An 11,794-nucleotide genomic window follows, 5' to 3' on the forward strand; every position below is an offset into this window, starting at 1 on the left:
TCGGGGTGTTAACGATATAAAGGGAAGACCTAGGGGAGGAACAGACCATGCTGATGATGGTGACCGGTTTGCCCGGTACGGGGAAATCCACATTGTGCCAAAGAATCTTGAATGCTTTAGGCTGGAAAGCAGGCGGGTTTTGTACGATGCCTGTGATTCATGAGGGGAAAAGGATCGGGTTTGATCTGTTTCCCCTGGAAGAAGGGAAACGGACCCCTGCGGGTTTTCCCATGGCCAGGTTTAAAGAAAATGGAGAGCTCAAAATCGATCCGGATGCTTTTACCGTCATGGGCGTAAAAGCCATCGAGCGAAGCCTGAAGGACAAGAGTGAGTGTATCCTCATGGATGAAATCGGAAGGTTTGAAAAAGACATTCCTGCCTTTTTAGATGGCGTTTGGAATGCCATTGTGCAGAAAGAGATTCCTGTACTGGTGGTCTTAAAAAAGGAAAACCTTCCGTTTACTGGAAAAGTATGGAGCTTAGAAGAAGGCCTCCATGTGGACCTGGATCGGATGGGTCGAGAAGAGGCTTTCCAAATGGCTCTGGATTATTTTAAAAAGGAGGAAAAGAAGCGATGAAGCGGTATTTGCGGATCATCGTCATGGCTTCGGGTTTTAGCAGTCGCTTTGGAGAAAACAAGCTCCTTGTGAAAATTGAGGGAAAACCGATGTTTCAGTATGTGCTGGAGAATGTCTCTGCGTTTCTTAAGAAATATCCCGAGAAAGGAACAGGGATCCTGGTTTCTTCCTATGATGAAATTCTCAACACAGGAAAACTTTTCGGGCTGAAGTGTGTAGAGAATAGGTGTCCAGAAAATGGACTGTCTGAGTCCATTAAGCTGGGTTTAGGGTTTCCGCTAGAGGGTGGGGAAGAAACAAGAGAGGCTGCAGTTTTCCTAACCGCGGACCAGCCCTGGCTGAAGCAGGATACGTTAGAGGAATTTCTACTCCAAGCCGTGGAGACGGAAGCGGGGTTTCTGTGTGCGATAAACAACAAGATTACGGGGAATCCGGTGAGTTTTGACGAAAAGTATTATCCGGAATTACTCGAGCTACAGGGTGAGCAAGGCGGCAAAAAGGTCATGAATAAATACCTGGAAGATGTTGCGTATATGGAGATCGATAAAAAAGAGCTTAAAGATGTGGATCAGCCTCAAGATCTGGAATAGATGATTTGGGGATGCAAATCACAAGATGAGGTTTAAGATCGAGATTGTAAAATGGATTTCCAGGAAAAAGGGAAAGGGCAGTTTAGGGGTAACCCGGGAAGAGGAGCTGCTTTGTGCTGAGATTCCCCACAGCTTTTTGGGGAGATATCTTGAGTAAGACAGAAAAGCAACTCCTATTCATCGCTTTCCGAGCAATGAATAGGAGTTGTATTTGGGAAGGATTTACATTAAAGATGCGGATATAGAGTAGAACACAAGCTGATTCATGACAATAGAGCGGTACAATTTACAACATTACTTATGATAGGGTTCCCCATTGGTGATACGGAAAGAGCGGTAGATCTGTTCCAGAAGCGCCACAAGATGAAGGGGATCCTCGAGGGATATGGTGGTTAGGGAGAGGGAATCCTGGGCATCCGGGTACTTCATGTTCAAGATAAAGGTGATTTTGGAAACTCCCTGGGTGGCTAAAGAGTCCAGCTGCTGCGCAAAGGCCACGGAGTCCATCTGTCGGCCTTTCTGGCTGACGCGAATCATATACCCGGGAGAAGCCAGAGCGGCTTCCAGGTCGCTTTCCTTGACGGTTTCCAGGGAGAGGTTGCAGTACCTGCCCAGGCGTTTGGTGTATTCTTCCACGGCTTGCCGATAATATGCGGGAGAAGATGTATCTTTCATGAGGATTTTTAGGGTGAGCATGGCGCACCTCCATTTGTGGTTTTTCTTTCCTCAATCATAGCATGAAGACATCCGGTTCTCGTAGCAAAGAACCGGGTATTTTTTATCGGTTCCGGCGAAGTGTTAAAAAATGCACTTAAAATACAATTATTGTTATTGAATTAACAAAGTGATCTTGGTATACTCGTCAGGACAAAACAAATGGAGGAATCATAGGAATGAAATTGATGAAGAAAATTATGGCAGGATCCCTCATGGCGCTTCTTGCCCTCAGTGCATTCGGCTGCGGAAAGAAAGCCGATGAAAAGCCAGCCGGATCCTTGTTCACCGCGGGAACCTACACGGCAGAAGCCGATGGCCATGGTGGAAAAATCAAGGCCACCATCACCGTCACCGCAGAGAAGATCACGGAAATCACCGTGGATGCTCCCGATGAGACCCAGGGGCTGGGCGATGAAGCGGCGAAAGCCATCGCTTCCATGATCCTCGAAAGCCAGGGGCTGGGTGTGGATGTGGTCACCGGAGCCACCAATTCCAGTAACGGAGCCATTAAGGCCATCACGCTGGCATTGGAAAAGGCCGGTGCAGACATCGAAGCCCTGAAGAAAGTGAAGTACGAGAAAGAAACCGTGAAGCAGGAAGACCTGACCACTGACGTGGTGGTCATCGGCGCTGGTGGAGCGGGAATGGCTGCTGCAGTAGAAGCCGCCTCCGCAGGAAAATCTGTGGTCATTGTGGAAAAGATGCCCATCGTGGGAGGAAACACCAATCGTGCCACGGGCGGTATCAATGCAGCAGAAACCAAGTATCAGGAAGCTGCCGGGATTAAAGATACCATCCAGACCTTCTATGATGACACCATGAAGGGTGGAAAAAACCTCAATGATCCCCAGCTCCTTCGTATTCTTGTGGAAAACTCCGCCGAAGCTGTGGATTGGCTCAATGATTTAGGGGCAGGACTCACTCGCGTGACCTTGTCCGGTGGAGCCACCAATCCCCGTATCCATACCCCAGAAGACGGATCCCCTGTGGGCCCTGTCGTCGTCAAGGTCCTTTCCCAGAAGCTGGAATCCCTGGGGGTAAAGATCCTCATGGAAACCACCGCCAAGACCATTCTCACCAAGGATGGCGCTGCAGTCGGCATTGAAGCCGAAGATGCCAGCGGCAACAAATTTACCATCAGCGCCAAGGCGGTGATCATGGCTGCCGGCGGATTCGGCGCCAACAGCAAGATGGTGGAATCCTTCCGTCCTGACCTGGTGGGCTTCTCCACCACCAACCACGCCGGAGCCACCGGAGACGGCATCACCATGGCCCAGAGTGTGGGGGCAGATCTCACCGATATCGACCAGATCCAGATTCATCCCACCACAGATCCTGAATCCGGATACATGTTCACCGAAGGTCTCCGCGGCGACGGAGCCATCCTGATCAACGCGGAGGGCAAAAGGTTCACGGACGAATTGCTCACCCGCGACGTGGTCTCCGCCAATATCCTGGCCCAGACCGATGGGATTGCTTACCTCGTCACCAACGCAGAGATGAAGGAAGAAAATGCATCTTTAGCCGGTTATGTGAAGAAAGGCTATGCTGTAGAGTGTGCCTCCGCGGCGGATATTGCCACTCTTCTCGGAACCGACGCCGCCACTGTGGAAGCCACACTGAAGACCTACGGGGAAGCGGTGAAGAGCGGAACGGATGCCGAGTTTGGAAGAACCCATCTGACCCAGACCCTGGAAAATGGACCCTACTTTATCCTGAAGGTTACCCCCAGCATCCACCACACCATGGGTGGACTGAAGATTGATACCGAGGCCCGCGTCATTGGAACAGACGGCCAGGTGATCAAGGGACTGTATGCTGCCGGTGAAGTCACCGGAGGTGTCCACGGCGGAAACCGCATCGGCGGAAACGCCGTCACCGACATCATCGTCTTTGGAAGAATTGCCGGACAGACTGCAGCTGCTGACATGAAATAAGAATGGACCCAAAAAGGACTTGAGCGTCATGCTCAAGTCCTTTTCCATGGGGAGGATTCCATGTTGTCCCCTAACCGGTTATTTCCCGGAGAACTCTTTCTTCACCTGATCCAGGAGGGCGGGACGGGTGAGAAGATCATATCCCGTGAGGGCTAAAGCGCCGGCTCCCCGAAGGAGAGCCGCGTGAGCCTCGTCCGTGATGGTGCCGTCGGCAAACGCTTTGCTGTGGGAAGCGGCCTGGGGACAGCCAAAGCCGATGTAGGGATGGATGGCGGGCACCACATGGCTCACGTTGCCCATGTCGATGGAGCCCAAATCTTCCTTGGCGGGGGAAACTTTTTCCTCCCCCATGGCCAGGAGGTTCTGGGTAAAGCACTGGGAAAGGGTCTGGTTGGTTCGCATATTGTCATAGGAGAGCTCATAGTTGGAGATGGCGAGGGTGGCACCCGTCATGAGGGCGGCACCCTCAGCAATCTTCCTTACCTTGTCCACCACCTCGTCCACGATGCTCCGCTCTGCAGCCCGGATGTAGAACTGGGCTACGGCAAAGTCCGGAACGATGTTGGCGGCTACACCGCCTTTGGCGATGATGCCGTGGATCCGGACATCGGAGGGCACATGCTGCCGGAGGGCGTTGATGCCGTTGAAGAGCTGAATCACGCTGTCCAGGGCGTTGATCCCCTTTTCCGGCTGGGCTGCCGCATGGCTGGCCTTCCCGGTGTAGGCAAACTCCAGGGCATCCATGGCCAGGGAGCGTCCGCTTTGGGAGGATTCCTGGGAGGGGTGAAGAATCAGGGCGGCATCCACCGTATCAAAGATACCTTCCTTCGCCATGGCCACCTTGGTCCCATTGGTTTCTTCTGCCGGGGTGCCCAGGACCAGGACCTGACCTCCGGTTTGGGACAGTACCTGGCTTAAGGCGATGCCCGCTCCCAGAGCCATGGTGCCGATCATGTTGTGGCCGCAGCCATGGCCGATTTCCGGCAGAGCATCATATTCCGCCAGAAAGGCCACTGTGGGGCCGGGTTTCCCGCTGTCAAAGACCCCCTTAAAGGCGGTGGGTCTTCCCACTAGGCCGGTTTCCACCTGGAAACCGTGTTCCCGGAGGGTGGAGGTGAGCTTTTCCGTGGCCAGGAATTCCTGATCTCCGCCTTCGGGATGGGCATACATATAGTCGTTGAGGGATACCAGCGTGGGCTTCAGGGTATCCAGAATCTTCGCGAATGTTTCTTTCATCATTTCTCCTCCAATATCGGTCAATCTTACAGGACCTTGGACAGGAAATCCTTCGTGCGGGGGTGCTGGGGCCTTGTGAAGATTTCCGCGGGGGTATTCTCCTCCACGATGAGTCCTTCATCCATAAAGAGCACCCGGTCGGCGATCTCCCGGGCAAAGCCCATTTCATGGGTGACCACCACCATGGTCATGCCTTCCAGGGCCAGCTTCTTCATGACATCCAGCACCTCGCCGACCATTTCGGGATCCAGGGCGGAGGTGGGTTCGTCAAAGAGCATGACGTCGGGGGACATGGCCAGAGCCCGGGCAATGGCGATTCGCTGCTTCTGGCCGCCGGAGAGCTGGGCGGGGTAGCTGGAGACCTTGTCTTCCAGACCGATGCGCTTGAGAAGGGTCATGGCCACTTCGTTGGCCTGGGCCGTGGTCATCTTCAGAAGCTTTCGGGGACCGATGGTGATGTTTTCCAGGACAGACAGGTGGGGGAAGAGGTTGAACTGCTGGAACACCATCCCCATTTTCTGGCGGACCACGTCGATGTCAGTTTTCTTATCCACGAGAGAAATCCCTTCAAAGATGATTTCCCCGTCGGTGGGCACTTCCAGCAGGTTGAGGCAGCGAAGAAAAGTGCTCTTTCCAGAGCCGCTGGGGCCGATGACCACCACTACTTCTCCTTTGGTCACTTCCAGGTTCACGCCCTTGAGGACTTCGAGTTTTCCGAACTGCTTTTTCAGGTTTTTTACACTAATCACTGGTTTTCATTCTCCTTTCCAACAGTCCCAGGAGCTTCGACAGTCCAAAGGTCATGAGGAAGTATAAGATGGCGGCAACGATGAGGGGCTCAAAGACACTGAAGATATTGCCCTTCACGGTATCGGTGTTGTACATGAGCTCATGGATTCCAATCACTGAGACGATGGAGGATTCCTTGATGATGGTGATGAATTCATTGCCCAGGGCCGGAAGAATGGTCTTCACTGCCTGGGGGATGATGATGAAGCGCATGGCCATGCCCCGCTTCATGCCGATGGAGCGGGCCGCTTCCATCTGGCCCTTGTCCACGGACTGGATGCCGGCACGGATGATTTCGGCCACGTAGGCAGCGCTGTTCACCGACAGGGCCACAATGCCTGCCGGGAAGTCCGGCAGCATGATGCCCAGATCCGGAAGTCCATAGTAGACGATGTAGAGCTGCAGAAGAAGGGGGGTGCCGCGGATGAATTCCACATAGGCTCCGCTGACCCCTTTGAGCACCTTATTGGAACTCATGCGCATGAGGGCGATGAAGAGACCAAACAGGGAACCGAGGATGACGGTGAAAAAGGCGAGAATTAGGGTATAGCGCATGCCGTTTAGAAAGAAGTTTTGATATTTAGGCAAAAAACTGAAGTCCATGGGAATCCTCCTCCGATTGATGGTGAAACGGGAAAACAGGAATAGTCAGGACTTGCCTGACTACGCCTGAAGGGTAATTATTGTTCCAGCTGCTGATCGGCAAGCTCGGTGGCTTCCGCAACGAACTTCTCGATGAGTCCTTCTTCGCCCAGCTTCTTCAAGATGGCATTGACGGCATCCAGGTAGTCTCCGCTGTTCTTCTTCAGGGCAATGGCGGTTCCTTTGCTGTCTTCCGGCACATCGATGGCGGAGACGAAGAGTTCAGGGTTGGCTTTTACAGCACTCTTGGCTACGGGAAGTTCAATGATGGCGGCGTCAATTCTTCCGCTGGTGAGGGCGATGATCAGGTCAGTGACCTTGCCCAGGGCTACAGCTTCCGCATCGGGGAACTGTTCGGCGGCGATTGTTTCCTGAATGGCACCCTTCTGCACGCCCAGTCTCTTTCCTGCCAGGCTGGCAGCATCCACATAGCTGTCCTTGTCGGCAGCTTTCACCACGATGGTCTGGGTGGATTCGTAGTAAATGTTGGAGAAGTCCACATTTTCAGCTCTCTCCGGAGTGGGGGACATGCCGGCGATGATGATATCGATGGTGCCCTGATCGAGGGCGGCCAGGAGTCCGTCGAACTTCATGTCTTTAATGACCAGTTCCAGACCCAGTTCCTCGGCGATCTTCTTGCCGATTTCAATGTCGAATCCGACGATCTCATCCTGGCCGTTAATGACGGCGTGGAATTCATAGGGGGGATAATCGGCGCTGGTGCCCAGGACCAGGGTGCCCTTGGCCTTTAAGGCTTCCAGGGGAGTGGGGGCTTCCGCGGGGGTCTGGGCGGGGGTTTCCACGGCGGTTTCCGCAGGAGTCTGGGCAGGGGCAGCTTTTTGTCCGCAGGCGGTGAACGCGATGAGGGATACGGCCATCAGAGCCAGGGCAGTTATTTTTTTCCATCCATTGTTTTTCATGATCTTCCTCCAAATCTTTCGTTGCTCATAATAATACATAATCTTACATGTTTATGCAATAGGGAAATTCAAGATTTGTTCATATTCAGCGTCGATTTTCCGTGATGTAGGCGTTAACATACAAAAGTTTGGGCGAGAAGCTTTAATTTCCTCATTTCTTCGTGGGGATTATCGATGTGAGGTTAAAAGGATTCGGGGAAAAGGAATATTCATTTATTCATGAATCATGCATAAATATTGAAATCGTTTTGGTGGAAGCGGGAAAACTGGAAGAAAGGATCCCGGGGTGGCAGAAGGACTTCCTTATGATAAGATGAAAGTAAAGAAAAAAAGGATCCCACAGGTGAGGATCCCGGAAAAAAGGAGGTTCACCATGGCAAACTCCAGAGACGAGCGAGATCCCCTTTCTCCAAGAGAGGACACCCGCCGCGATTACGGCCCCGAAAACAACTTAAATCTGAAGGTGGTGATTTCCCTGAGCCGCGGCGTGGCTGCCCTGAATCGAAACACCATGAAGAATATGAAAAGCTATGGCCTCACCTCCTCCCAGTTCATGGTGCTGGAGATTCTTTACCATAAAGGGGAGATGCGGGTTTGCGACATCACGGAAAAGATCCTGTCCACGGCGGGGAACATGACCGTGGTCATCGGGAATCTCCTGAAGGATGGCTATGTGGAAAAAATGGACACTGTGGGCGACCGCCGATCCTACAGCCTTCGGCTCACCCCGAAGGGACGGGAGATCATTGAGCGGGTATTTCCCAAGCACCTGGAGATTCTCCGGGAAGAGCTGGAGAGTCTTGAGGAAGAGGAAAAGGAAGAACTGGTTCGGCTCATGAAGAAAATGCAGCGGAGGGAAGACTAAATGCGAAAACCATTCTTTGGGTACCGGGTATTGAAAACGGCGGTGGGTGCGGCGCTGGCGATCTTTTTCGCCCAAGCCCTGGGGCTTCAGTATGCCGTTTCCGCCGGCGTCATCACGGTACTCAGTGTTCAAAATACAAAAAAGAAATCTCTGGAGCTGGCCATTCAGCGCCTAAGCTCCACCACCCTGGCGCTGTTCACGGCGGCCGCGGTCTTCACCCTCTTTGGGTACAGTCCCTGGACCTACGGGCTCTATCTGCTTTTTTTCATCCCGGCGGCAGCGAGGCTTCGGCTCCATGACGGCATCGTCCCCAGCTCTGTCCTCGTGACCCACCTCCTTCTGGAAAAGTCGGTGGCGCTGCCGCTGCTTCTCAATGAGTACGGCATTCTCTTCATTGGGGCAGGGATTGCGCTGATCTTCAATCTCCACATGCCCAGTGTGGAAAAGGAGATCCGCCAGGATCAGCAGCGGGTGGAGAATCTCATGAAGGCCATTCTGCGGGAACTGGCCTCCTCCATGATGACCCAGTCCGTGGCGGTGAATGAGGAAAAGCTTTTTGTGGAGCTGGACCAGGCCCTGAAGGGCGGGTATGAGCGGGCCCAGCGGCTCTATTCCAATTCCCTCACCCGAAGCTATACCTACTATATTAAATACATGGAGATGCGGATCCGCCAGGCGGAAGTGCTGAAGCAGATGCGCAGCCACTTTTCCCGGATCAGCAAGTACTATGAGCAAAACCGTTTGGTGGCGTCCCTCACGGAGCTGGTGGCGTATCAGTTCCATGAGCTGAACACGGCCCAGGAGCTTTTGGAGGATCTGGAGGGTTATCTGGATATCTTCCGGGGGCAGGAACTGCCCAAAACCCGGGAGGAGTTTGAAAATCGATCATCCCTCTATCAGTATGTGCGGGACCTGCAGATCCTTCTGGCGCTGAAGCGGGAGTTTGCCGCCTCCTTGAGTGAGGAAGAAAAAGTTCGGTTTTGGATAAAAAAATAAGCTGAAGGAGCTTTTTGGGGAAGCTTCCTTCAGCTTTTCTTATACTATTTTTCGGCTTTGTCCGGGGTTTCCTTCCGGGCGGAGCGCTTGGCCCGGAGGTAACTGAGGAGTTCATTCTTGTCTCCCTCATCCCATTCGTTGAAGTCCTCCAGCAAAGCGTAGAGTTCCTGATTGCGGGCGGTTTCCTTCACCAGCATGGGTTCGATCTCCCGAAAGAGTTCATACATGGGGATATCCAGGGTTTCACAAAGGATCTGAAGGGTCTGCAGCGGCGGTGTGCTGCGGCCGTTCTCGATATCGCTGAGATAGGAGATGGAAAGATTGGTCTTCTCTGCCAGATCTTTCAGCCGATATTTCCGGATTTTCCGAACTTTCTTGAGCTTTTCTCCAATATCCATGGCTTTCCCCCTCATTCCGTACACAGTTGTAGTTTATCAATATTTACGGAATTAAGGAATGAAATCCAAAAAACAAACCTATATATTTCGATATCAACGTAAAATTATTGAAGAATTTCGATATTAACGTATAATTGAGCTAACGGAGGAAGGTGATCCCGCCGTTTCACCCTTTGGACGAAAGTCGGGAGAAATGAGGGATTCAAGGGATGCGTCCTGGGAAAACAGCGCATCCTGCGCTGAATGATTAGAGGAGAGGGGGAGCCGGCAGGAGGCTTGTCCGGCAAAGGGACCATTGGCAACCATTGGAGAAAATATCAGAAGAGAGCGAAAGAAGAAGAACATTACCCAGAAGGAACTGGGAGAGAAGGTGGGGATATCCAACACCTACCTGTCCGACATGGAGATCGGACGGACCAATCCGTCCATTAAGACGTTGAGGAAGATTGCCCAGGGACTGGACATCCACTACATCGAACTGCTGAAGGACACGGAGTAAGACGAAAAGAGAAGTTCAAAGACGGCCGGGAGATTACCTCGGCCGCCTTTCCTGTGAACAAAGCGTGAAGAGAAAGCCGTGGACTTGAAATGCAAAGTCATTCACCGGATAATAAGGGTAATGCAAATGCATAATGGTTGGGGCAGGAAGACTGCCCGTGGGAGGTTACTATGTTAGGTGATATTGGAATATACGGATTCCGCGTCATGGGTGAAAATCTCGCCCGGAATATGGAATCCAAGGGATACACCGTGTCCATCATGAACCGGACGACGGAGGTCATCCGGGACTTTATGGAAGGAAAAGGAAAGGGGAAGAACTTTCTGCCCGCAGAGACGGTGGAGGAGTTCGCGGCATCCCTGAAGAAGCCCCGGAAGATCATGCTCATGATCAAGGCGGGAACCACGGTGGATGCCACCATTGACGTGCTTCTTCCTCATCTGGAGGAGGGAGACATCCTCATCGATGGCGGAAACTCTAACTATGAGGATACGGAGCGCAGAGTCCATGCTCTCCAGGAAAAGGGGATCCGCTATGTGGGTTCCGGCGTATCCGGCGGGGAGCTGGGGGCGTTATACGGGCCTTCCCTCATGCCGGGAGGCTCCCGGGAAGCGTGGCCGGAGATTGAGGAAATCTTCCGGGCCATCTCGGCCAAGGCGGGGGTCCATGGCGATGAAGCCTGCACCACCTGGATCGGAAACGGCGGAGCCGGACACTATGTGAAAACCATCCATAACGGCATTGAGTACGGCGATATGCAGCTCATCAGCGAAACCTACGCCATCATGCGGGATGTGCTGAAAATCGATAATGCAAAAATGGCCGAGGTCTTCTCCGCCTGGAATGAAGGGTCCCTGAAGAGTTACCTGGTGGAAATCACCGCGGAAATCCTGGGGGAAAAAGAAGCCGATGGCGGGTATCTGGTGAACCGTATTCTGGATACGGCCATGCAAAAGGGTACAGGAAAATGGACGGTCATCTCCGCTTTGGAGGAAGGCCAGCCGGTCTCCCTTATCACCGAAGCGGTTTATGCCCGAATTCTCTCTTCCATGAAGGAAGAACGAGTGGAGGCCTCCAAGGGGGTTACCCGTCCTGAAGGGGAGACTCCGGAAACGGGAAAGGCCCTGAAGGCCCTGGAAAAGGCCCTTTATGCTGCAAAGGTCATCTCCTACGCCCAGGGCTTCTCCCTGCTGAAGGCCGCTTCCGCCCATTACCACTGGGAGCTGAATCTCGGAGAAATCGCCTCCATCTGGCGCGGTGGATGCATTATCCGTTCAGCCTTCCTCGATGAGATCCGAAAGGCCTACGATACAAACCCCGCACTGCAGAATCTCATGCTGGACAGCTTCTTCCATGATGCTCTGGTGGAAGCTGTGAAGGGACTTCGGGAGGTCATGGTGCTGGGGGTGACCCACGGCGTGGCGCTCCCGGCCATGGGGGCTGCCTTGTCCTACTATGACGGATATCACACGGAAAATCTTCCGGCCAATCTTCTTCAGGCCCAGCGGGACTATTTCGGTGCCCATATGTTTGAGCGCACGGACAAGGCCCGGGGAGAGTTCTTCCACCACGACTGGTCTGGAGAAGGCGGCAATACCGCATCCACCATCTACAAGATATAACTTGA

The 11,794-nt window shown here is 53.0% G+C and carries 14 protein-coding genes; 8 read left to right on the forward strand and 6 right to left on the reverse strand.

Going from position 1 to position 11,794, the window contains the following annotated elements; genetic code table 11:
* Positions 1–47 precede the first annotated feature (47 nt).
* Positions 48–578, forward strand: a complete 531-nt coding sequence (locus tag KCG48_RS08985; RefSeq protein ID WP_211801433.1) for a nucleoside-triphosphatase — start codon at positions 48–50, stop codon at positions 576–578.
* 8 nt (positions 579–586) lie between these two features.
* Positions 587–1,168, forward strand: a complete 582-nt coding sequence (locus KCG48_RS08990; RefSeq protein WP_211801435.1) for a nucleotidyltransferase family protein — start codon at positions 587–589, stop codon at positions 1,166–1,168.
* 294 nt (positions 1,169–1,462) lie between these two features.
* On the opposite strand, the gene KCG48_RS08995 is transcribed toward KCG48_RS08990, so the two are convergent.
* Positions 1,463–1,864, reverse strand: a complete 402-nt coding sequence (locus KCG48_RS08995; RefSeq protein ID WP_211801437.1) for a 23S rRNA (pseudouridine(1915)-N(3))-methyltransferase RlmH — start codon at positions 1,862–1,864, stop codon at positions 1,463–1,465.
* Positions 1,865–2,070: 206 nt separating this feature from the next.
* Here KCG48_RS08995 and KCG48_RS09000 point away from each other — a divergent pair, with 206 nt between their 5' ends.
* Positions 2,071–3,822, forward strand: coding sequence for a flavocytochrome c (locus tag KCG48_RS09000; protein WP_211801438.1), 1,752 nt, complete (start codon positions 2,071–2,073; stop codon positions 3,820–3,822).
* A 78-nt stretch (positions 3,823–3,900) separates the two neighbouring features.
* Here KCG48_RS09000 and KCG48_RS09005 read toward each other — a convergent pair whose 3' ends face one another.
* The 4 genes from KCG48_RS09005 to KCG48_RS09020 form a co-directional block, all read right to left on the reverse strand.
* On the reverse strand, positions 3,901–5,058 hold the full coding sequence (locus tag KCG48_RS09005) for a M20 family metallopeptidase (protein WP_211801439.1): 1,158 nt from the start codon (positions 5,056–5,058) through the stop codon (positions 3,901–3,903).
* A gap of 26 nt (positions 5,059–5,084) precedes the next feature.
* Positions 5,085–5,807, reverse strand: a complete 723-nt coding sequence (locus KCG48_RS09010) for an amino acid ABC transporter ATP-binding protein (protein ID WP_211801440.1) — start codon at positions 5,805–5,807, stop codon at positions 5,085–5,087.
* On the reverse strand, positions 5,800–6,450 hold the full coding sequence (locus KCG48_RS09015) for an amino acid ABC transporter permease (RefSeq protein ID WP_211801443.1): 651 nt from the start codon (positions 6,448–6,450) through the stop codon (positions 5,800–5,802). The genes KCG48_RS09010 and KCG48_RS09015 overlap by 8 nt, the downstream gene beginning before the upstream one ends.
* Positions 6,451–6,527: 77 nt before the next feature.
* Positions 6,528–7,409, reverse strand: a complete 882-nt coding sequence (locus KCG48_RS09020; protein WP_211801444.1) for a transporter substrate-binding domain-containing protein — start codon at positions 7,407–7,409, stop codon at positions 6,528–6,530.
* 161 nt (positions 7,410–7,570) lie between these two features.
* On the opposite strand from KCG48_RS09020, the gene KCG48_RS09025 reads away from it, so the two are divergent.
* Genes KCG48_RS09025 through KCG48_RS09035 form a run of 3 tightly spaced genes read left to right on the forward strand, consistent with a single transcriptional unit; the run spans position 7,571 to position 9,270 of the window.
* A complete protein-coding gene (locus KCG48_RS09025) occupies positions 7,571–7,726 on the forward strand; it encodes a hypothetical protein (protein ID WP_211801447.1) in 156 nt (51 codons plus the stop codon).
* A gap of 56 nt (positions 7,727–7,782) precedes the next feature.
* On the forward strand, positions 7,783–8,274 hold the full coding sequence (locus tag KCG48_RS09030; RefSeq protein ID WP_211801449.1) for a MarR family winged helix-turn-helix transcriptional regulator: 492 nt from the start codon (positions 7,783–7,785) through the stop codon (positions 8,272–8,274).
* Entirely contained in the window at positions 8,275–9,270 is a 996-nt protein-coding gene (locus KCG48_RS09035; RefSeq protein WP_211801451.1) for an aromatic acid exporter family protein, read from the forward strand.
* Positions 9,271–9,314: 44 nt separating this feature from the next.
* Here KCG48_RS09035 and KCG48_RS09040 read toward each other — a convergent pair whose 3' ends face one another.
* Positions 9,315–9,668, reverse strand: a complete 354-nt coding sequence (locus KCG48_RS09040; RefSeq protein WP_211801453.1) for a helix-turn-helix domain-containing protein — start codon at positions 9,666–9,668, stop codon at positions 9,315–9,317.
* Between the two features lie 295 nt (positions 9,669–9,963).
* Here KCG48_RS09040 and KCG48_RS09045 point away from each other — a divergent pair, with 295 nt between their 5' ends.
* The gene (locus tag KCG48_RS09045) at positions 9,964–10,167 is read left to right on the forward strand and encodes a helix-turn-helix domain-containing protein (RefSeq protein ID WP_211801455.1); all 204 of its coding nucleotides are present in this window, start codon (positions 9,964–9,966) and stop codon (positions 10,165–10,167) included.
* 170 nt (positions 10,168–10,337) lie between these two features.
* Entirely contained in the window at positions 10,338–11,789 is a 1,452-nt protein-coding gene (gene gnd, locus KCG48_RS09050; RefSeq protein ID WP_211801458.1) for a decarboxylating NADP(+)-dependent phosphogluconate dehydrogenase, read from the forward strand.
* Positions 11,790–11,794: the final 5 nt, after the last annotated feature.

It is taken from the genome of Proteiniclasticum sediminis (assembly GCF_018128025.1).
GTDB lineage: Bacteria > Bacillota > Clostridia > Clostridiales > Clostridiaceae > Proteiniclasticum > Proteiniclasticum sediminis.